The organism is Cytobacillus sp. GQ23 (assembly GCF_059758675.1).
The window spans coordinates 58,537-79,470 of record NZ_JCAXER010000015.1; the positions used below are offsets into that span (position 1 = coordinate 58,537).

Here is a 20,934-nt window from a genome sequence, read left to right on the forward strand (position 1 = left end):
AATTTGGGTATCCGCCCATCCCATTCAGGACAATTGTACATATGATACATGGAACCCTCTGATGAGAGGTTTCAATCAGCCTAAAAAAAGTTTGGATAGCCGGGATACTAGCCTATCCGACGACAAAGGCAAATGAATAGGATATGGTAGCAGCCTGAAGGGGAGGTGTTATCCATGGGTGCAGGATACGGCGGAGGTTTCGCGTTAATCGTTGTATTGTTTATCTTGTTGATAATTGTAGGCGCAGCTTGGCTGTAAGCCTAGTTTGGGCATAGAGTCCGTCTGCTGGGCTCTGTGCCGCAAATCGAAAGGAGGATTCTAAATGTCCGGAGGAAGCGGATACGGCGGAGGTTTTGCGCTAATTGTCGTATTATTCATTTTGCTGATCATCATAGGAGCATCTTGGCTTTACTAAGATAAAAACCTTCACAATATATAAAAAGCGGCGGAAAATTTCCGCCGCTTTTGCTCATGGTAAGAGCGCTCAGGATAACCTAAGCATACAAGATTTCTACAAATGAAGAGATTAGCAATATGGTGATAAGAATGTTAATGGTTCTGAATACTTTGGGCTGCCGTTCCTCAGGAATCTCTTTTTGGAGACAAAGCGAATTTGTCATCTTGTTGATATAAAATAAAATAAAAACGGCAAAAATAATAAAGATGGAGATCATCCAAGATTCCCTCCTTGGGCAGTCATATGTTTACTCTAACTTGTTTTGTCTGTTATTTACAATAACAAAATTCACACAAAAAAGATAGTATTTAAGATTGCCTGTCCGGCAAGTAAAAGGTATCCTTTGCCAGGATACCCGGAATTTTTGCTAATGGTTTGAACGAAGTAAAATCTCAAATCCATCTTCATTTTCTTCCACATAAGAGTGATTTGGAGCATTAAGCACGTTTTTGGCGCAGATCATGTCAGAAAAAGACAGGCCTGCATGGAAAGCAAACAGGATGACAATATAATGTACATAATGAGGAAAAACAAAGCAAGCAGTCAGAAGCAGACTGTTTATTATGAACATAGGGGCCAGAGTGGCAGTAAGGAAAAGCCGTTTTGAAATTGGCTCCGTTATTCTAATATATATAATGGGCATAAAGCCATATTTAATGATCAGCTGTTTTTTAACGATAACACCTAGGTGTGCAATCGGGAGAAAGTGAAACAGCTTATGAACTGGATACATCAGCCATAATCCCGCTGCAAAGAAAATGAAATGATTATCGTAAAAGGAACCTGGCATAAACACATATGTTGCTGGAACATATGTAAATATGAAAGTAGCCAGCATAGTTAAGGAAGACAAAATAAAAAGTCTCTGTGATCCATATTGCTTGGTGAAGTTAATCGTCTTCCAGCAATTCATCATAAAAATACCTCCACAAGGAGTAAAATAGTATTCTTTCAAACTCACTTATGATACTTTACGATGAATATATAAAAAAATCAATAGGGAAAACAAGCAGATTTTGTCGGAAAAACCCTTTATTAAAATGAAACTTATGTGAAATGGTGAGCAACTATTTTTATAAATACAAAGCGAATGCATGCGATTCGCTTTGTAAGGGTTTACATTATATTGGGAGGAACTTTCTTTATTTATACAAGTTCCTTTTCAGCTGCTTGTTTTTTCTTTAATTTTCCCTCGTCTTCATCAAATTGGCTCTCAAGGTTTGCAAAGGACTTTTCAAAGATCTCCATGAAATCGTCACCATAGATATTGCGGACGATCGCCATAATTTCAATAATGTCAGGAAATTTCCCATAAAGCTCTCTTAGTGGCATTGCACCAGAGAACACAGCGTTTTTCTCCGGTGAATAGGTTTCCATTAGACTTAATAATACCTTTTCGCCATCCTCAGTCAATTTAATATAAGTATTTCTTTTATCGCTTTCTTTCTTAGAAAATTGGAGAAAACCCCGTTCTTCAAGCTTCTTGGAGAAATTGAATGCAGTAGAAACATGCATTACACCAAACTTGGCAACATCGGAAATCGATGCTCCGTTCAAATGGTAGGCAATCCATAAAATATGATGTTCATTAATATTTAAATCGTAGGGTTTTATCCATTGCTGCCAATCTTTTTCTATAGACTTCCACAGGGCTTTACTCAGCTGTGCCACTCTCTGGCTGAAAATCATTGCTTCCTTTATAGAAATTGCTTTATCCGACATTCAAAAGTTCACCTACTTTGTAAAATTAATTATTTCTGGCTATAAAGCCGGAAGTTCATTTTATGTTTATAGTATCATTATGCCAATAAAACAAAAATTAATAAAGATATAAATTTACAAAATTTTTAGAAATATAATTAAATATTCCTGTAAAAGGCTTAAGGTCAAGGCATAATAGCCAATATAAAGTTTTAAAAAAATTTGAAGCATTTTAATAATATATTAGTTTTCGTCCAAAAATAAAAAAATCCTCCTTTTTAACTAAAGAAAAAGAAGGAATGTTTATTTGCTATTTATTTATATTTGTTTCAAGTTCGTGCAGAGCTGCTTCAATTTCCTTCAATTCCCGCTGCAGTCTGTGCTGATGGGGAAGAATTTCGTTTTTCCAATTACTGATTGAATATTTAATGTCATTTGAGAATGCTTTAAAGGCTGTTTTGCCTTCCTTTGAAGCAAATGAAGCCGACTCCTTTATTGCCATCAATTCGGATTTTAATTCTAAAAGCTGCTCTTTCAGAAGGATTGTGTTTTCTTTTAACTGCTGTCTGGTATCCCTTCCTGAAGCAGGTGCAGTTAATAGGGTGGATATGCCGGCTGCAGCGCTTCCAGCTAATAGTCCAAGCAATAATGATTTGGCTTTCATTACCATCACCTCTAAGTCTTATTTATATGTCTATTTTACTACAATATTCGTTTTTCTAAAGCTGAAAATGAAAAGTGCTCTTCCCATATCTATATCACAAAACATGTAAGGGTAAACCATATCCTCATAGCTCCTGGCATACAGGCATACAATTCAGTAGAGGTATATGTTGCGAAAGGGGGAGGCAGGTTGTCCGGAGCGGCGGCTGGAATATTTGCATTAAGTGTGGTGCTGTTTTTAGGAGGTATTCATTTTTTCCTTTCTATAAAGAAACCCGGAGTCTATCCTCCGAAATATGTTCTGAAAAAAAGGGCAGCTGCTTTTGCAGCAGGAGGGGCGCTTTTGTTCCTGCTCGGTCTGATTGTCGGCAGTTTCTGAATAGTTTCCACATAAAAAGCCCGCTTATAAGCGGGCTTTTGTCTAATTTAATGGCTGATTGTCTGTTGAGTCAGCTTGGTTCTATTTGCAATTGATTGTGCTACAGGATACAGGATAACCATTGCTGCCGTGTTAACTGCAGCTGCAGGAAGTACAACTGCTGCAAATAAAGCTGTAAAAGGTCCTGGCAATCCGACAATTAAGTAAGCTGAAGTTAAGAATACAATTCCGGATACGATTGTTCCTGCGGCTGTTAAGACAGCTGCACTGACGATATTCTTCCTGAATTTCTTTAAGATCAGAAAAAAGGCGAAAAAGGTAAATGCAGTAACAGGCTTATCTATGATATTCGGGATTAATCCTCCGGGAAATGTGGTGGTTAATCCAGAAATCAGGCCAGTAACTAATCCTAAAAGCAAAACGCTCTTGGTATCTGGAAAAAGCATGATGCCTAAAAACATCATGGTAAGCATCATGTCGGGCTTCATTCCGAGAAAGAACCCCGGAACAACGGCATGAAGTACTGCGCCCATCCCAACCAATAGGGATAAGGCAACTAAATTTTTTGTATTCAATTCTCATCTCTCCTCTGCTATTCTCTGACTAAGCTCTGTCCGTCTCTCCTGCAGTGCACTCGTTGCCTGCAGCGAAAAACTTTAACCTATTATAACATATATTATTTGAATTCAAAGGTGTTAAATTTTTTTAATTTTTATCTTTAAAAGCTTTCATAAATGCAGCCAGCTTTTCAACATGATGCTCAGGTACAGCATTATAAATAGATGCCCGGCATCCTCCGATAGAACGGTGACCCCCAAGCCCTACAAATCCTGTTTCTTTTGCCTGTTTCAGGAATTCCCTTGAGAGTTCCTCGCTGTGAAGGTTAAAAGTGACATTCATATGGGACCTGCTGCTTTTATGGGCATGCCCTATGTAAAAACCTTCACTATCATCAATAATCTCATAAAGCATTCCAGACTTCTTCTCATTGGACATTTCAATCTGCTGAAGGCCACCGATCTGTTCTGCCCATTGGAGTACCAGCGACAGCAAATAGATTGAGAGAGTAGGAGGGGTATTATATAAAGAGTTATTATTGGAAAAAGTATTGTAATTCAGCATAACAGGGAGCGAGTCCGATGATCTTTTTAATAGTTCTTTTCTAATAATGACGACTGTTACACCGGAAGGGCCAAGGTTTTTCTGGGCTCCGGCATAAATTAGATCAAATTGCTCAATTTTCAATGGACGGCTTAGAATATCGCTGGACATATCTGCTACTAGCGGTATTTTATTATTTGAAGGAAAGCTTTTCCATTGTGTGCCGTATATTGTATTGTTGCTGGTAATATGAAGATAGGCAGCATTGTCCGGAATATCTTCTTGACTGTATTCAGGGATAAAGCTGTATTTATGATCCTTGCTGGAGGCAGCAATGACGGTTTCGCCAATTTTATCTGCTTCTTTTAAAGCTTTCTCCGACCAGGAACCGCTAAGGACATAATGGGCAGCCTGGTCTTTTCCCAGCAGGTTCATAGGCACCATGGAAAACTGGAGACTTGCCCCGCCCTGGATAAAGAGCACCTCATAATCATCCGGAATGGCCAGTAATTTTCTTAAACTTGAAATTGCCTGATCATGTACTTCCTGATATTCCTTGCTTCTATGGCTCAGCTCCATTATGCCCATTCCAGTATTTGCGAAGTTCAGTAAACTCTTTTCCGCTTCTTTTAATACCTCTTCCGGCAGGGCAGCGGGACCTGCATTAAAATTTAGAGCACGGTACATTTTTCTCCCTCCAAATAAATAATCAATTTACTATAACGCTGTGAAGAAATAAAGATAGTTAATATGTTAACAAAATTTATTGATTTGTACAGAGAAAAAAATGAACATTTTGAAAAATTTGAGATGATGAGGCAAATAAAAATTCCCCCTGCAGAAACAGGAGGAACAATAGGTTAAAGGTGCTTTTTTATGGCATCAGAGATATCCTTTAGATCTGAAGCTGAATAATCAGATTGATGTGATTTCCACACAACCCCTAAGCCATCGCCTTCACCATAGCGGGGAATAAGGTGGGAGTGGAAATGGAAAACGGTCTGTCCGGCGTGTTCACCGTTATTATTAATTAAATTTAAGCCAATTGGATCGAATTCGGCCTTGATCGCCCTTGCAATCTCCGGAACGGCTTCGAAGTAGTTCCGTGCAGTTTCTGCATCCATTTCATATAAGTTTTCTTTATGTACTTTCGGAATGACAAGTGTATGACCTTTTGTGACCTGGCTGATATCCAGAAATGCCATCACATGTTCGCTTTCATAAACCTTGGCTGAAGGAATCTCGCCATTGATTATCTTACAGAAGATACAATCGTTCATTATGTCAGCTCCTAACCAAATATCTTTTTCACAATTCTACCATATCCCCCAAAAAACCAAAAAGCAAAAGGAGGATTTTGCATTGTCTTATTTATAAAATAAGGCTGTTTTCGCAGAGGTTGCTGCTATTTGTATTAATTTTACTGGGGGGATTGCAGCGGAATGTGCGAGATCCTTGAAAATGCATTCGCACTTTCTTGCGGTGTGTACTCGAGGAAGCTTATTCAACGTCCTGCGGGAATAGCGGGACAGATGTGGCTCCGAGCAGGCATAACTGCCCGCCCCGCGTTCCTTTGAGCATCCCATCGCTAAACGAAAACAACAATAAAAGGCAGGATCCGCTTGGAATCCTGCCTTGTGAAGGGGTCGCTTCTATTAAAACGTTTCTGATTCAGGTTAAATTCTCTTTAACAAACACCTCATTTATGAATGAATTGTGTTCATATCTAGAGAAAATCGATCTTTGTTCAATCGGACCATCCCCTTATTTTCTTTATATGCTTTTATAGGCGTATAAAGCATGGATGATAGTCTTTAACAAACACCTCATTTAAAAAATGACTTAGTGACCACTTTCGGGTAAAGCGATCAAGTGTTTAAGATCTTCAGGTTGTGCAATGCAACCATCCCCTTATTAGGAACGTTAGGAAGCTTATACTGAAAGGAAACTGTCTGCGACAGACACCTCATTTCAAGTTTTGATCATCTGAATGATGTTCAAATGATTTGTTTCCCCTTCATAGATTAGAATGTCCAGCATCGTGATTTATATACAGGAATTTTTCCCGTACTGGACAATTTACTTTGGCTTTTTTTACAATGGACTTATATAGAGTAGGAAGGACGTTGAGAATGGCGCTGCTTGAAATTAAAAATGTTACCGGCGGCTATACGAGGAACCCGGTCTTAAAGGATGTCTCCTTTGAGGTGGGAGAAAATGAAATCGTTGGTCTGATTGGCCTCAATGGTGCCGGAAAAAGTACGACCATCAAACATGTAATTGGTTTAATGGAACCGAAGGATGGCGAAATAACAATCAATGGTATGCAATTCCTTAAGGATAAGGAAGGGTATCGCAAGCAATTCACATTTGTTCCGGAAACCCCGATTTTGTATGATGAACTGACACTTGAAGAGCATCTGCGTATTACAGCCATGGCATACGGTATGTCTGAAACAGAGTATAAACCAAGAGTGGAAACACTCCTGAAGGAATTCAGAATGGAAAAAAGACTGAAATGGTTTCCGTCTCACTTTTCTAAAGGGATGAAGCAGAAAGTAATGATTATGTGCGCTTTTTTGGTGCAGCCGTCATTATACATAGTCGATGAACCATTTGTAGGTTTAGACCCGCTTGGCATTCAGTCACTTCTTGATTTGATGAAAAAAATGAAAGAAAGCGGAGCCGGCATTCTTATGTCCACTCATATTCTTGCAACAGCTGAAAGGTATTGTGATCGCTTTGTAATCTTACATGAGGGCAAAGTACGGGCGAAGGGGACCTTAGCGGAGCTTCAGCAGCAATTTGCAATGCCGGGAGCAACCCTAGATGATTTATATATCCAGCTGACAAAGGAAGAAGATTATGTTTAATGAAAAACAATTATGGAAGGAAAGATTCGGGAGAACCTTTAAAGAGCTTTCACGCTATCTCCGTTATATTTTTAATGGCCATATTGTCATTGTCATGTTGTTTCTTCTGGGAACGGCCGCTTTTTATTATCAGGAGTGGATAAAAACCCTGCCCAATGATTTCCCTGCTGCCGTGATTATGGCCGCTATCTTAGCTCTTATTGTTACATACAGCCCGATTTATACCTTCTTTTCTGAGGCAGACAAAATTTTTCTGCTGCCGCTTGAAGACAGGCTTTCCGGTTATTTTATACGGTCATTGCTAGTCAGCTTTTTTGTGCATGCATATCTTCTTGTTTTGGGTCTGGGAGTTTTTATTCCCTTATATGCAGCGGTGAATGATGGCAATTTTAAATTATTTTTACCCTTTCTGATGATCCTTTTGACGTTAAAGATAATCAATTTGCTGATTCGCTGGAAGATACAATATTATATTGAAACAAGCGTGCACCTATTGGATGCATGCGTCCGTTATGCTGTAAATGCTGTGTTTTTATATTTCCTTTTCAGCGGCGCATCCACTATCTTTATATTGGCGCCTGGTGTGCTCTTAATCCTGCTGTATTTGTTCTTCAGCATGAAATCCAGGAATAAAGGATTAAAGTGGGAGTATTTGATTGAGCAGGAAGAGAGAAGAATGACGTCCTTCTACAGGCTGGCCAATATGTTTACAGATGTTCCAAAGCTGAAGGACCGCGTAAAAAGACGAAAGTGGCTTGATTGGCTGCTTTCAGGTATTCCTTTCAGGCAGGATGCAACTTTTAAAAACCTATATGTCCGTACATTTCTCCGTTCCGGTGATTATTTTGGTTTATTTATTCGTTTAACTCTAATTGGAGCTGGAGCCATTTATTTAATTTCATACGGAATGGGACAAATCGTGCTTGTTCCGCTGATCATGTATTTGACCGGCTTTCAGCTGGTGCCGTTATGGAATCACTATCAGGATAAGCTGTGGGTGAATTTATATCCAGTTAAAGCGGATATCAAGGAGAAGTCTTTTAAGCAGCTGCTGACAGGAATACTTTATGTGCAGGCACTCATATTATCGCTGGCTGTAATGGCAAAGGGCGGTTGGCTGGCTTCTCTGTTGGCTTTAGCCGCTGGAGTTTTATTTGCATACGTATATACTCATTTCTATATTCAGAAACGGCTGGCAGGCAGCTGAGAGTAAATTGAAACCATTACTGTCTTTCATGCGTATATAGAGTCATCCTGAAAAAAGGCAGGTTGTAAAAATGAGGGACTATGAATTAAAGGCATATTATGAGATTGAAGAATGGAAAAGACGGATTAACAAGCGATCCAGTCTGCTAAACCGCCTTTCAAAAAAAGCTCAAACAAAGGTGAATAGTATCATACCTGAAAAGGCTCATCAAATTATCACAGACAGCATAAAAAATATGGTAAAGGCAACATTGGTTGGATCAAATGCATTTACAAGAAAGAACCAATCTTCCGGCCGCAGCCTGGAAATGATGGATCACATGCTTGAAGAGAAGATTTCAGCCTACCGCAAAACAGCCGCTGTTGAAGGTGCCGGAACCGGGGCAGGGGGAATACTCCTGGGTCTTGCTGATTTTCCCTTGCTGCTGAGCATTAAGATGAAATTTCTTTTTGAATCTGCCTCCATATATGGATTTGATACTAATGATTATGAAGAGCGCCTGTTTCTCCTGCACGTCTTTCAGCTTGCATTTTCCAGTGATGAGAAAAGGAAAGAGACACTAAAGCTGATTGAAGAATGGGATGAGCGGAAAGAAGCACTGGCTGATATGGACTGGAAGGTATTTCAGCAGGAATACCGGGATTATATTGATTTTGTTAAAATGCTACAGCTAGTGCCGGGCATTGGTGCTGCTGTTGGGGCATATGCGAACTATAATTTGCTTGACCACTTAGGAGAAACCGCTAAAAATGCTTATCGTCTGCGGATATTAAAAACAGCCCCAAGGCCAGATTAGGCTTGGGGCTGTTTTTAATATTTTGCTTGAGATAAATGTGATTCATTACGCTAAACTTAAATCGGCTAATAAAGCAGGACCATAAAATGGGCCAGTCACCCGGCACACTCTCAAGCCTCTGGTTATTGTCCTATTTCAACAGAGTCCTTGCTTTCCTGATAGCTGTGATAATTTAAAGCTGCTGCTCCCAGTGTTTTGGCTGCGATTAACATGGCTTTTTCATCGATATCAAATTTTGGATGATGATGCGGGTAATTTTCTAATGTACCTTCAGGCCTTGCCCCGGTAAAGAAAAAGGTGCCTTTCACATGCTGCAGATAGTATGCGAAATCTTCACCGCCCATTTCAGGGTCTGTCTCTTCTATCCATTTGACTTCACCAATTTCACCTGCCAGTTCAGCCAGGTATTCGGTTTCTCTTTTATGGTTCACAACAGCAGGGTAGCCTCTATGGAACTGATACTCATAATTACTGTCTGCTGTATAGCATGTACCTTTGACTATGCGCTCGATTTCCTCTTCAATATTATTGCGGACTTCTTCATTAAATGTGCGGACAGTACCAATCAATTTTGCTCTATCTGCAATGACATTAAATGCGTTATCAGCCACAAAGGATCCAACTGTTACAACTGCAGAGTCAATTGGGTTTACTTTTCTGCTGACGATTTGCTGAAGGTTGACTACCAGCTGGGAAGCCGTTACAATCGCATCTTTAGTTTTATGAGGCTGTGCACCATGCCCGCCTTTTCCTTGGATGGTTACTTCAAACCTGTCTGCCGCCGCCATAAATGGACCAACCCGATATTGAATTTTTCCTGTTGGTTCTGATGCCCATAGGTGAGTACCAAAAATGGCATCGACACCTTCGAGGCAGCCATCTTCAATCATCGATTTCGCTCCGCCTGGGGCATATTCCTCGGCGTGCTGATGAATCATGATATATGTACCTTCTAAATCTTCCCGAAGTTCATTGAGCGCCTTCGCCAGTACAAGTAATGTGGCCGTGTGACCATCATGTCCACAGGCATGCATAACACCGGGTACAAGTGATTTATATGGGACATCCTTTTCATCCTGGATAGGCAGTGCATCAAAATCGGCTCTCAAAGCGATGGTCTTTCCGGGTTTACTCCCATGAATCCTGGCAACCACTCCATTTCCCCCTACATGCCCTCGAACCTCTATTCCCAGATTTTCATAATAGGTTTTGATATAGTGAGCCGTCTTTTCTTCCTTAAAGGATAGTTCAGGGTTTTGGTGAAGATAGCGCCTAATGGAAACCATTTCATCGTAATAGCTTTCCAGTTTTTTAAATAATGTTTCAGTCATTTTACCCGCTCCTATCGACGTAATTTTTTCATTATTATAACATTCTTTAATTGAATAAAGGGGAAAATGTTTAATCTGCAAACAAAACCTAATAAAAGGGAAGAAGAGGTAATACTATAAGTTAAGAAAAAAGTGGGGAGGTATCAGTAAGGTTGAAAATACATAAATCTAAGTGGGCATACTTTTTTCTGGCTGTATCCGCAATTGTTTTTCTTTATTTTCTTGTAGCCGTTATGAACGGGCAACCACTAGGCTTTGACCGTTATTTTTCAAAATTCTTTCCAGGTTTGTTTGGTGAAAGCGCTCATCCTATTTTCGAAGTCCTGGACAAAATGGGGAGTAAAATCGGTGTGGGGATTATTACATTGGCATTCCTATTGCTGCTTTGGCTTAAGTATAGGAACTATGAAGGGATGACAGTTCTTGTTTTTGCTGTTGCAGCAGGTAATGAAGTAAATAAGTGGGTGAAAGAGGCTGTTGGAAGGCCGCGCCCTAAACAGGAGCATCTGGTTGATGTGGCGAGTTTCAGTTTTCCGAGCGGACACGCGATGATTGGGATGATTTTATATACGTTAATTGCCTTTTTTATTATTAATGAGCTGAAGTCTTCGTCAGCGAAATGGATCACGGCGATTATAGCCGGCATTTGGATTTTTCTGATGGGAATCAGCAGGATTGTGCTGGGTGTACATTATCCATCTGATGTTGCAGCCGGATTTGCAGGAGGTTATATTTTGGTTGTCATGTCAATTTTTCTATACGCGGCATTACAATCAATGTTCAGAAGGAATTCATATGAGCAGGAATCAGTATAACAACAAAAGAGACTATCGCCCGATAGTCTCTTTACTCATTTAAATGAGGAAAATGGCTGCAATAGTTGTAACAATTAAGCCGATTGTGACCGGAAGCAGGTTCCTGCGGGCCAATTCAAAAGCATCTACATTACAGATTGCCGCTGCAGGAATAAGCGCCCAGGGAACCAGTGTACCACCGCCAACCCAGATGGCGGCTACCTGCCCGAGAGCCGTTAAGGTTGCAGCACCTGTGCCGATAGCTGTTGCAAATAGATTCGCAATGGAGCCAGCGAGTGAGATGCCGGAAAAACCGGATCCGTCAAGCCCCGTAATAGCTCCAACGGCAGTCAGCGTTATGGCGCCTACCTCTTTGCTCAAAGGAACAACCGATGCCAGCCCCACACCAAGATCATTAACGATTCCATGAGAGTCCTTTGGCAGATAGTCTCCTATCATCTGAGAAAATCCGGCATCCCCGAGATAAAAGAAAGCTGCAATTGGAATGACAGGCCCAAATACTCTAAATCCAAACTGGAAGCCTTCAATCAGATATGCTGTTGTTTTTTCAAGGCCCTTATTACGATGGGCAGCGAGCGTAATCAGCAGAAGAATAAATATCGATGTCCCGCCGACCAAAGCAGTTGCGTCCCCCCCCTGAAGATCCAATGCAAACATGGCTGCAACATCAGCAGCAAATAAGATTGGAATCAATAATGCAAAAAAGCGCTTTTGTTTAAGTGAAAGCAGATTTTTTTGACTGGCATCTTCCTGAAGTTCAGCTGGTGATTCCCCAGTTAGTCCCGTATCTGCAGTCAGCCTGCCGCTTTTCATATCTCTCTTGATAAGATAAAAAGCAGTAATAGTCGTGACTGCACCCATAATAATAACAAGCGGAACACTGGCTGATATGACTTCGCCTACAGGAAGACCAGCTGCGTCGGCTGTTAACTTCGGTGCAGCCTGGATTATATAATCTCCGGAAAGTGCGATTCCGTGACCGAACAGGTTCATGGCCATTGCTACACCCAAAGCAGGTAATCCTACCCGAATGGCTACGGGGAGCAGTACTGCCCCCATTAAGGCAACTGCAGGAGATGGCCAAAAAAACCAGGAGATAACCATCATCAATATCCCAATCGTCCAGTAGGCAAGTGCTGGTGTTCTGATTAATCTGGTAAAAGGAGAGATCATGACATCATTAATTCCGGTAGTAGTCAGTGTCCTGCTCATGGCGACTATAATTGAAATAACAAGTATAGTTGAAAGAAGTTCTGTTATCGCAAATATAAAACTGGTAAATATACTGCTTATCGAACCGCTTAAGGAGCCAGTAGCCGTAATGGCAATTAAAAAGATCCCCGCAATACAGACAAGCGTTGTATCTCTCTTCATAACCATAAAGCCGATGATGAAGAGAATAAAAAGAACATATATCCAATGGATGGCTGTCAATTCAACTCCCACTTGGTTTTCCCCCTTTCTAAATTCCATAAGAGAAGCGCCGATTTAGGCGAATCACCCGATTCGGAATGTAGTACAGAATATGACGGAAAGAAATAAATGGTGATATAAATTGAATCCGTCCTGAGGAGGAGGCTGAAACACACCGGGGAATGATTCCATATAATTGCTGACTGATAAAATGAATGTACAGGGGGAAAATGTTTCGGCATTAGCGAATAAAAGATGGGAGAAAAGAGGGAAGGGAAGCCTATGAGATACAGGTCAGTTAATCAAATAATCTTCGCGATCACTTTATCAGCTGTTGGAGTTTTGCTTCTTCTTATGAACATAGGTGTCATTTCCTTGGAAATAAAAGAGGTATTTGTCGTAATTTACCCCTTTATCCTACTGGCTGCAGGGTGTCATTACCTGCTGTCATACATACTGAATAAAAGCCGGAGCGGAATGTTTCCCGGGTTATTTCTAATCGTATTTTCATCTCTATTAATCCTTGATCGGTTCGGAGTAATTGAATTCAGGTTTTTGCAAATTTGGAAACTCTGGCCCCTGTTTCTTATTTTTATCGGGATTAATATTTTATTGAAAAAAGATCGTTTAAAAATACACTTTGAGCAGGATTTTCCGTCAGATATTTATGGGAAAGACAAGGTTTCAGAGGGGAAGAAAATTATTAATATCTCAAAATATGAAAGCCCTCAGCCACTTAAAAATATAAGAGGCTTTTCAATTGGAGATGTAGATTTTAAACAGCCGAATTGGTCTCTGGAGCCAATGGATTTATATACGATGATCGGTGATTATTTTATTGATTTCAGCAAAGCTTTTATCCCGGAGAAGGAGACTCCAGTCATTGTGAGAGGGTGGATTGGGGATGTGAAAATGATCATTCCCGAAAACATTCCGGTGATGATCCAGTCAAATATTAATATAGGAGACATCCGCATTTTTGATCAAAAGACAGGTGATATCCACCGCAGCCTTCGTTATAAGTCGCCTGGTTATGATGAAGCATCAAGAAAGCTGAAAATCGCTGTACAAGTAAAAATTGGATCCATTCGGATCGATAAGGTATAGGGGTAAAAGATGATGAAAACCGGAATTAGGTATTGGTTTGTCCAGAGCTTTATTATGATGGCCATTATAAGTTCATTAATCTTTTTTGTCGGATTGCAGGTGTATCTATTCTATAATTCTGAATCGCCAATGACAATTAAAAGCACCTTCTGGCTGTTTTTGTATGTCTTAACAGTATTACTGCTTACGGGTGCCTATTTTGGGCTCAAGGGCAGCTACTTAATAAAAGGGCGGCTTGGTGATATTTTATTATTTGTTTCGACACTAAGGAGCGGCAAGTATGTCGACCGGATGAGTTCTTATGAAAAAGATGAAATAGGATTAATATCAGATGAACTGAATCAGCTGGCCGAAAATATACAGGAGCAGGTTTTTTCCATGCAGCGGCTTGCTGATGAAAAGTCTGCACTGGCACAAACAGCCCATTCAGCAGCTGTAATGGAAGAAAGACAACGCCTGGCCAGGGATCTGCATGATGTGGTAAGCCAGCAGCTTTTCGCATTAAGCATGATGTCTTCAGCAGCCCTGAGGGTTTTTGATTTAGATAGTAATAAAGCAAGAGAGCAGTTAAATGAAATCTCTGAAATCGCTGCGAAAGCCCAGGGAGAAATGAGAGCGCTTCTCCTCCATCTCAGGCCTGTGCAGCTGAGTAATGACAGGCTATGTGATGGAATTATTAAGCTGATACAGGAGTTAAAAGCAAAAACAAACATTGAATTTCAGGCAAGCATTGATGAAATTGAGAACCTTTCAAAAGCTGCAGAAGAGCATTTGTTCCGGATTGTCCAGGAGGCTTTATCTAATGTGCTCCGTCATGCGGAAGCAGAAAAGATAACAGTAACCTTAACTGAAGAAGAAGACTACGTCTATCTATTTATTGCAGATAATGGAAAAGGGTTTAATCCTCATAAAGAGAGAATTACTTCTTATGGGCTTAAAACAATGAGGGAACGCTGCGAGGAAGTTGGCGGAATATTCAAAGTCCGATCCAAGGAAAACGAAGGTACTTATATAGATATAAAAATTCCGGCAAAAGGGGAGAAGCTGAAATGATCAGGGTAGCAGTTGTGGATGATCATGAAATGGTAAGAAGGGGAATTATTTCTTATTTGGCAACTGAATCTGGCATAGAGGTTATTGGGGAAGCAGGCAGTGGAAATGAAGCTGTAAAGCTTGTACTGAAAGAGCGGCCGGATATCGTATTAATGGATCTCCTGATGGAAAACGGGAATGGAATTGAAGCAACAAGGGAGATTTTGAAAAGCTTTCCCGAATGCAGGATTATTATCATAACCAGCTTTTACGACGATGAACAAGTTTTCCCGGCCATTGAAGCGGGTGCCTTCAGCTATATGCTGAAAACGGCCAATGCTGTTGAAGTTGTAAATGCCATTAAGAAAGCTGCATTGGGTGAACCTGTCATTGAATCAAAGGTTGCCGGAAAAATGGTAAGCCGTTTCAGGGAAAAAGAAAGGAAGCCTCATGACGATTTAACTGAAAGGGAGTTTGATGTCCTGCTCTGCATTGGGGAAGGGATGACAAACCAGGAAATCAGCGAAGAATTGTTCATTGGCATCAAAACAGTCAAAACCCACGTAAGCAATATCCTCAGCAAACTGGGTGTTACTGACCGTACACAGGCAGCCGTCTATGCCAACCGAAATGGAATCATAAAAAAGCAGGCGAAAAAAAGGTGAGCTATAAGGGCTCACCCTTTTTTACAAGGTAAGATGGAACTCCGGTAATTGCTATCTCCATCGCGTTTCTTATCATTCTTCTGCAGGGATATAATATTGGGTTACATACGAAGGACTGGAGAAGATATTCGGTGTCTTATCAATGCCGCTTTCTGTTCCGCGCTTTTCATGGGCTTTTTCATATGCATTGGAATTCTGCCAGTTTTTATAGGATTTTTCATCGCGCCATAATGTTAGAATGATGTAGGTGTTTGATTCAAGTGGCCGCAAAACCCGGATTGCTGCAAAACCGGGTTCCTTTTCGATCAGTCCGGCCCTGTTCTTAAACCGGTGCTCAAAAAGTGGTCTGCCTTCATCTGTAACAGGTATATTGTTCAGGACTGCAAATCCTGCATCAGTGAATGTTCCGGACGAATCAATGACGTCATAGGAACGGGGTTCTTTAAATACAGAGGATCCTGAAGTTTCATGAATTAATAAGGCACTATCAGTATTCTGCATTGTAACCATGATTTCTTCAGGGTGCTTTTCCTCAATACTCTTCAAGTAATCATAAGTTCCTCTGGCCATATATATCTTCATTTTTATCACTCCACTTAAATTAGTTTTATATTTTATCTTTGGGGCTAAATTTTAATAAACCTAAGTTATTAGCTCTGCTTTTTTAAATTATATTTAATTTGTGTTGACATTCTTAGGCAGTTTTCGAATGTTTTTCTGGTTTTTGCATCTTAATTTATAGAGTTGATTGAAGTGAGCATCACTTCGCTGCAATCAATGGGCAACATTAATAGGTGAAAAAATCGTTTTATACAAAAGGGCCTATCGCTACATCTCCAATTTCCCCTTATTTAGACAATTAAAAACGTCAATTTTTTGACATTTGGCATTCAAATCTATACAAAAACAGAGAAAAAAGGATATAGTCATAAAGGATAGAGATTCGAAATTTCTAATTTGGTTACATATATATTACAATAATACGCAGACAAGTCTTGAAAGGTGGATAATATTTAATGACTAACTCATTTAATGATACATTTCTGAAGGCAGCAAGGGGAGAACATACAGATTATGTTCCTGTATGGTATATGCGCCAGGCTGGACGCTCGCAGCCTGAGTATAGAGCAATTAAAGAAAAATACTCCCTATTTGAAATTACGCATCAGCCAGAACTTTGTGCTTATGTAACAAGGCTTCCGGTAGAGCAATATAACAATGATGCTGCCATTCTTTATAAGGACATTATGTCTCCGCTTCCTGCCATTGGGGTGGATGTGGAAATTAAATCTGGAATTGGCCCTGTTATATCAAATCCAATCCGTTCCAAAGCAGATGTTGAGAAACTCGGCGAAATCAATCCGGAAGAGGACGTTCCTTATGTCCTGGATACTATTAAGCTTCTTACTCAAGAGCAGCTGAATGTTCCTCTGATCGGTTTTGCAGGAGCTCCATTTACTCTTGCAAGTTACATGATTGAAGGCGGACCATCAAAGAATTACAACAAAACAAAAGCCTTCATGTATGCAGAACCTAAAGCCTGGTTTGCTTTAATGGATAAGCTTGGGGAAATGACTATTACATATGTGAAATCCCAGGTTAAAGCCGGTGCAAAAGCCATCCAAATTTTCGATTCATGGGTTGGAGCACTAAACGTAGAGGATTACCGCTATTTTATTAAGCCTGTAATGAATCGTATATTCTCTTCCTTAAAAGAAGAGAATGTTCCGCTGATTATGTTCGGTGTAGGCGCAAGCCATCTGGCTTTGGAGTGGCACGATCTGCCGCTGGATGTAGTGGGGCTTGATTGGAGACTTCCAATTCAGGAGGCAAGGGAAAATGGAATCACCAAAACTGTTCAGGGCAATCTTGACCCTGCAATTCTTCTTGCCCCTTGGGAGGTTATTGAGGAAAAAGCAAAAGCAATTCTTGATCAGGGCATGGCTCAGCCGGGTTATATATTTAACCTTGGGCATGGTGTTTTTCCGGAGGTCAACCCAGACACATTAAAGAAATTAACTGCTTTTATTCATGAATATTCCGCTTCTAAATTAAGCAGGTAGCTTCCCGCTTATTTTAAGCGAGAGCATGCTGCACTTGTATATTGCTCCTGAGCATTTAGTTTTGGTAAAAGATATGTTCTTTGGCACAATAAAAACTGGAGACAGTAAGAAATTGAGGTGGATGACATGAGTAAGAAGAGAATGGGTTTACTTGTAATGGCTTATGGAACTCCCTATAAGGAAGAAGACATTGAGCGTTACTATACACATATCCGCAGGGGAAGAAAGCCATCTGAGGAAATGCTTGAGGATTTAAGAAGCAGGTATGAAGCGATTGGCGGAATATCGCCGCTTGCGGAAATTACTAAAGATCAGGCTGAAAAACTTGAACAGCATTTAAATGAGATTCAGGATGTGTATGAATTCAAAATGTATATTGGATTAAAGCATATTGAACCTTTCATAGAAGATGCGGTTAAACAAATGCATGAGGATGGGATTGAGGAAGCTGTCAGCATTGTTCTTGCACCACATTTCTCAACTTTCAGCGTAAAATCATATAATGGCAGAGCTAAAGAAGAAGCCGAAAAGCTTGGCGGTCCTGAAATAAAATCTGTTGAAAGCTGGTACAAAGAGCCTAAGTTTATTAAATATTGGGCTGATCGGGTAAAGGAAACCTTTGCTAAAATGCCTGCTGACGAAAAACAATCAGCAGTGTTAATTGTTTCAGCACATAGTTTGCCCGAAAAGATTCTGCAGTCAGGAGATCCATATCCGCATCAGCTCCAGGAAACAGCTGACCTCATAGCAGAACAGGCAGGTGTCAAAAATTATGCTGTCGGCTGGCAAAGTGCAGGAAACACACCTGAGCCATGGCTTGGGCCTGATGTGCAGGATTTAACTAGAAATCTATATGAAAATAAAGGCTACAAGGCATTTGTTTACACACCAGTAGGCTTTGTGTCAGATCATCTTGAAGTGCTCTACGATAACGACTTTGAATGCAAAGTCGTCACTGATGAGCTGAAAGCAAGCTATTACCGCCCTGAAATGCCAAATTCTCAGCCTGAGTTCATTGATGCCATGGCAGATGCCATTTTTAAATTGCTTAATAGATAAAGTGAAGCATCACTCAGTGGTGGCTATCCCGCCACTGAGTGTTAGCTGAACCAATCGGGCAAAAAATTAGAAAAGAAGGCGATTTACCGTGCAGGGAGAGAAACAGAAAGTTATTGTAGCCGGAGGAGGAATTACGGGTCTTGCTGCAGCATACTATCTGCAGAAGGAAGCTAAAGTAAAAGGCCTGGCTTTGGATGTTAAGCTCATAGAGGCATCACATCGACTTGGCGGCAAGATTCAAACGATAATACGAGACGGTTTTGTGATTGAAAAAGGCCCGGATTCCTTTTTGGCCCGTAAGCAAAGTGCATCGCGTCTTGCCAGGGAAGCAGGCCTGGAAAAGGAACTTGTGAGAAATACATCCGGCAAGTCCTATGTGCTCGTCAGGCAGCGTTTATATCCAATGCCTGGCGGATCCATCATGGGCATCCCGACACAAATTGCTCCCTTTATTACAACGGGCTTATTCTCTCCCGCAGGAAAGGCAAGGGCTGCGGCGGATTTTGTGCTGCCGCGCTCTAATCCTTCCACTGATCAGTCTCTCGGTGCCTTTTTTAGAAGAAGGCTTGGTGACGAAGTTGTCGATAACTTGATTGAACCGCTTCTCTCTGGCATATATGCAGGCGATATTGATCAATTGAGCCTTATGGCCACTTTCCCGCAGTTTTATCAGGTTGAGCAGAAGTATAGAAGTTTAATTCTGGGAATGAAGAAGGCTGCAGGCCCTCGCCCGAAACCTGGAAACAGCAAGAGCAAAGAAGGAATGTTTCTTACTTTCAAATCCGGGCTTCAATCACTTGTCGATGCTCTTGAGAGCAAGCTTGAACCCGGGACTGTACTGAAGGGCCATCGCATAGAATCGGTTATTAAGAATGGCGAAAGCTATACCGTTGAAATGAATGGAGGAGAAAAGCTTAAGGCAGATTGCCTGGTTATGTCTGTTCCCCACCATTCTTTGTGCAGCATTTTCTCCGGCTGGGGACTTTTTGAGCAGTTTAAAGAAATGCCTTCCACTTCAGTAGCAACCGTAGCTCTTGCTTTTCCGGAGGAAGCGATTGAAAGGGATATAGACGGAACAGGATTTGTTGTCTCACGTCACAGTGATTACACCATTACTGCCTGTACCTGGACACATAAGAAATGGCCTCACTCTACCCCAAAAGGCAAAGTGCTTCTGCGCTGTTACGTTGGCAAAGATGGCGATGAAGCAGTTGTGGATCTGTCAGATGATCAAATTGTTAAAGTTGTGCTTGATGACTTAAATAAAACCATGAATATTACAATGAATCCTGATTTTAGTTATGTAACGAGATGGAAGGATTCAATGCCTCAGTATACTGTTGGACATAGAGAGCGCGTCCGATTAGCAAAGAAACAGGCGCAGGATAAGCTGCCGGGCATTTTTCTGGCAGGAAGTTCATTTGATGGTCTTGGTGTTCCTGACTGCATAGACCAGGCAGAAGAGGCAGCTACAAATATATTAGAATACTTGCAAAGCAACAAGCTAAAAGCTGTCCGTGTGTGACAGCTTTTTAAATTGGCCATTTAATTCAGGTTGCTTTTTAAAACAGAGTATGATAAATTACTTTTTGTACTAATGACCAAATTGTTCATTTAGTCATTATTAAGAGGTGAGTATATGTCAGCAGATCGGAAGCAGCAAATTCTTGAAGCAGCCACAAAATCATTTTCTCTTTTTGGATACAAAGCAACCACTATGGATCAGGTTGCAAAGCTTGCAAATGTTGGGAAAGGCACTATTTATAATTTCTTTAAAAATAAGGAAGAGCTGTTTGATGAAATTATCCAAACGCTCATTAAAGAAATGAAAAGTGCAGCAGATGAAGCGCTGGATCCTTCTTTGCCCTTTCATAAAAATGTTCATCGGGGATTGTATAAAATACTTGAATTTCGCATGAAGCATCAGCTGACAATTAAGCTTTTCCAGGAAGCGAAGGAAATGGGCACTCCTGCTGTTACAGATGTAATTGGGAAATTGGAGGATGCGATAATCAAGTATGTAAAAGACAAAGTTACGCTTGCCATTGAAAGAGGAGAAATCCGGGAATGCGACCCGGAATTGACTTCCTTTGTCATGCTTAAGCTGTATATTGCTCTTATTTTTGATTGGGAACAGCGTCATGAACCTTTGGAAAAAGAAAAAATAGCACTTCTGTTTGAGCAATACATTATGAAAGGATTATCGAACTAGATAGTCCTCTATTTTTTCAGAAAGATGACCAAATGAGAAAAATGGTCATATAGTAATTTG

Annotated in this window: 24 protein-coding genes; 14 read left to right on the forward strand and 10 right to left on the reverse strand. The window is 40.6% G+C overall.

Translation table 11 applies throughout. The features are described from left to right. Positions 1-174 precede the first annotated feature (174 nt). The gene (locus AC6CHU_RS13875; RefSeq protein WP_064503397.1) at positions 175-258 is read left to right on the forward strand and encodes a YjcZ family sporulation protein; all 84 of its coding nucleotides are present in this window, start codon (positions 175-177) and stop codon (positions 256-258) included. Positions 259-322: 64 nt separating this feature from the next. Further along, complete coding sequence (locus AC6CHU_RS13880) at positions 323-415, forward strand: YjcZ family sporulation protein (protein ID WP_035326930.1); 93 nt, start codon at positions 323-325, stop codon at positions 413-415. Positions 416-494: 79 nt separating this feature from the next. Here the strand turns inward: AC6CHU_RS13880 and AC6CHU_RS13885 are convergent, their stop codons facing one another. The 4 genes from AC6CHU_RS13885 to AC6CHU_RS13900 form a co-directional block, all read right to left on the reverse strand. Then, positions 495-674, reverse strand: a complete 180-nt coding sequence (locus AC6CHU_RS13885; protein WP_009331432.1) for a hypothetical protein — start codon at positions 672-674, stop codon at positions 495-497. A 150-nt stretch (positions 675-824) separates the two neighbouring features. Then, a complete protein-coding gene (locus AC6CHU_RS13890) occupies positions 825-1,373 on the reverse strand; it encodes a DUF3267 domain-containing protein (protein ID WP_159866046.1) in 549 nt (182 codons plus the stop codon). 230 nt (positions 1,374-1,603) lie between these two features. After that, positions 1,604-2,179, reverse strand: a complete 576-nt coding sequence (locus AC6CHU_RS13895; protein WP_159866049.1) for an HTH-type transcriptional regulator Hpr — start codon at positions 2,177-2,179, stop codon at positions 1,604-1,606. A 289-nt stretch (positions 2,180-2,468) separates the two neighbouring features. Next, positions 2,469-2,822, reverse strand: coding sequence for a YtxH domain-containing protein (locus tag AC6CHU_RS13900; RefSeq protein ID WP_498122092.1), 354 nt, complete (start codon positions 2,820-2,822; stop codon positions 2,469-2,471). A 189-nt stretch (positions 2,823-3,011) separates the two neighbouring features. On the opposite strand from AC6CHU_RS13900, the gene yhzF reads away from it, so the two are divergent. Beyond that, entirely contained in the window at positions 3,012-3,200 is a 189-nt protein-coding gene (yhzF, locus tag AC6CHU_RS13905) for a membrane protein YhzF (RefSeq protein ID WP_159866054.1), read from the forward strand. 47 nt (positions 3,201-3,247) lie between these two features. Here the strand turns inward: yhzF and AC6CHU_RS13910 are convergent, their stop codons facing one another. The 3 genes from AC6CHU_RS13910 to AC6CHU_RS13920 all read right to left on the reverse strand — a co-directional run bounded on the left by AC6CHU_RS13910 (position 3,248) and on the right by AC6CHU_RS13920 (position 5,581). Further along, on the reverse strand, positions 3,248-3,775 hold the full coding sequence (locus AC6CHU_RS13910; protein ID WP_159866057.1) for a tryptophan transporter: 528 nt from the start codon (positions 3,773-3,775) through the stop codon (positions 3,248-3,250). Positions 3,776-3,905: 130 nt separating this feature from the next. Next, positions 3,906-4,988, reverse strand: coding sequence for a 3-phosphoserine/phosphohydroxythreonine transaminase (serC, locus tag AC6CHU_RS13915; RefSeq protein WP_498122094.1), 1,083 nt, complete (start codon positions 4,986-4,988; stop codon positions 3,906-3,908). A 173-nt stretch (positions 4,989-5,161) separates the two neighbouring features. Beyond that, positions 5,162-5,581, reverse strand: coding sequence for an HIT family protein (locus tag AC6CHU_RS13920; RefSeq protein WP_159866063.1), 420 nt, complete (start codon positions 5,579-5,581; stop codon positions 5,162-5,164). Between the two features lie 852 nt (positions 5,582-6,433). Between AC6CHU_RS13920 and AC6CHU_RS13925 the strand changes: the two genes are divergently transcribed. From AC6CHU_RS13925 to AC6CHU_RS13935, 3 genes are all read left to right on the forward strand, one after another. Further along, positions 6,434-7,174: an ABC transporter ATP-binding protein gene (locus tag AC6CHU_RS13925; RefSeq protein ID WP_159866066.1), complete on the forward strand. Its 741-nt coding sequence runs from the start codon at positions 6,434-6,436 to the stop codon at positions 7,172-7,174. Beyond that, positions 7,167-8,381 carry an ABC transporter permease gene (locus AC6CHU_RS13930; protein WP_159866069.1) on the forward strand — a complete coding sequence of 405 codons (1,215 nt, stop codon included), beginning with the start codon at positions 7,167-7,169 and terminating at the stop codon, positions 8,379-8,381. Before AC6CHU_RS13925 ends, AC6CHU_RS13930 begins: the two co-directional genes overlap by 8 nt. A gap of 70 nt (positions 8,382-8,451) precedes the next feature. After that, a complete protein-coding gene (locus AC6CHU_RS13935; RefSeq protein ID WP_159866072.1) occupies positions 8,452-9,177 on the forward strand; it encodes an EcsC family protein in 726 nt (241 codons plus the stop codon). Between the two features lie 122 nt (positions 9,178-9,299). On the opposite strand, the gene AC6CHU_RS13940 is transcribed toward AC6CHU_RS13935, so the two are convergent. Further along, entirely contained in the window at positions 9,300-10,508 is a 1,209-nt protein-coding gene (locus AC6CHU_RS13940) for a M20 family metallopeptidase (protein ID WP_159866075.1), read from the reverse strand. Positions 10,509-10,660: 152 nt separating this feature from the next. On the opposite strand from AC6CHU_RS13940, the gene AC6CHU_RS13945 reads away from it, so the two are divergent. Continuing rightward, the gene (locus AC6CHU_RS13945; RefSeq protein WP_498122097.1) at positions 10,661-11,323 is read left to right on the forward strand and encodes a phosphatase PAP2 family protein; all 663 of its coding nucleotides are present in this window, start codon (positions 10,661-10,663) and stop codon (positions 11,321-11,323) included. A gap of 39 nt (positions 11,324-11,362) precedes the next feature. Here AC6CHU_RS13945 and AC6CHU_RS13950 read toward each other — a convergent pair whose 3' ends face one another. Beyond that, positions 11,363-12,769 carry a hypothetical protein gene (locus AC6CHU_RS13950; protein WP_159866081.1) on the reverse strand — a complete coding sequence of 469 codons (1,407 nt, stop codon included), beginning with the start codon at positions 12,767-12,769 and terminating at the stop codon, positions 11,363-11,365. A gap of 249 nt (positions 12,770-13,018) precedes the next feature. On the opposite strand from AC6CHU_RS13950, the gene liaF reads away from it, so the two are divergent. The 3 genes from liaF to AC6CHU_RS13965 are packed head-to-tail and all read left to right on the forward strand — an operon-like array spanning position 13,019 to position 15,540. Then, the gene (gene liaF / locus AC6CHU_RS13955) at positions 13,019-13,843 is read left to right on the forward strand and encodes a cell wall-active antibiotics response protein LiaF (protein WP_159866084.1); all 825 of its coding nucleotides are present in this window, start codon (positions 13,019-13,021) and stop codon (positions 13,841-13,843) included. Between the two features lie 9 nt (positions 13,844-13,852). Continuing rightward, on the forward strand, positions 13,853-14,896 hold the full coding sequence (locus tag AC6CHU_RS13960; RefSeq protein WP_251284028.1) for a sensor histidine kinase: 1,044 nt from the start codon (positions 13,853-13,855) through the stop codon (positions 14,894-14,896). Next, entirely contained in the window at positions 14,893-15,540 is a 648-nt protein-coding gene (locus AC6CHU_RS13965) for a response regulator transcription factor (RefSeq protein ID WP_159866090.1), read from the forward strand. Before AC6CHU_RS13960 ends, AC6CHU_RS13965 begins: the two co-directional genes overlap by 4 nt. Before the next feature lie 72 nt (positions 15,541-15,612). Here the strand turns inward: AC6CHU_RS13965 and AC6CHU_RS13970 are convergent, their stop codons facing one another. After that, positions 15,613-16,122, reverse strand: coding sequence for an antibiotic biosynthesis monooxygenase family protein (locus AC6CHU_RS13970; protein WP_159866093.1), 510 nt, complete (start codon positions 16,120-16,122; stop codon positions 15,613-15,615). 434 nt (positions 16,123-16,556) lie between these two features. On the opposite strand from AC6CHU_RS13970, the gene hemE reads away from it, so the two are divergent. From hemE to AC6CHU_RS13990, 4 genes are all read left to right on the forward strand, one after another. After that, positions 16,557-17,603, forward strand: coding sequence for a uroporphyrinogen decarboxylase (gene hemE, locus AC6CHU_RS13975; RefSeq protein ID WP_159866096.1), 1,047 nt, complete (start codon positions 16,557-16,559; stop codon positions 17,601-17,603). A 126-nt stretch (positions 17,604-17,729) separates the two neighbouring features. Further along, on the forward strand, positions 17,730-18,662 hold the full coding sequence (hemH, locus tag AC6CHU_RS13980; RefSeq protein WP_159866099.1) for a ferrochelatase: 933 nt from the start codon (positions 17,730-17,732) through the stop codon (positions 18,660-18,662). 88 nt (positions 18,663-18,750) lie between these two features. After that, positions 18,751-20,187, forward strand: a complete 1,437-nt coding sequence (hemY, locus tag AC6CHU_RS13985; protein WP_159866101.1) for a protoporphyrinogen oxidase — start codon at positions 18,751-18,753, stop codon at positions 20,185-20,187. Between the two features lie 114 nt (positions 20,188-20,301). After that, on the forward strand, positions 20,302-20,874 hold the full coding sequence (locus tag AC6CHU_RS13990) for a TetR/AcrR family transcriptional regulator (RefSeq protein ID WP_159866103.1): 573 nt from the start codon (positions 20,302-20,304) through the stop codon (positions 20,872-20,874). Positions 20,875-20,934 lie beyond the last annotated feature (60 nt).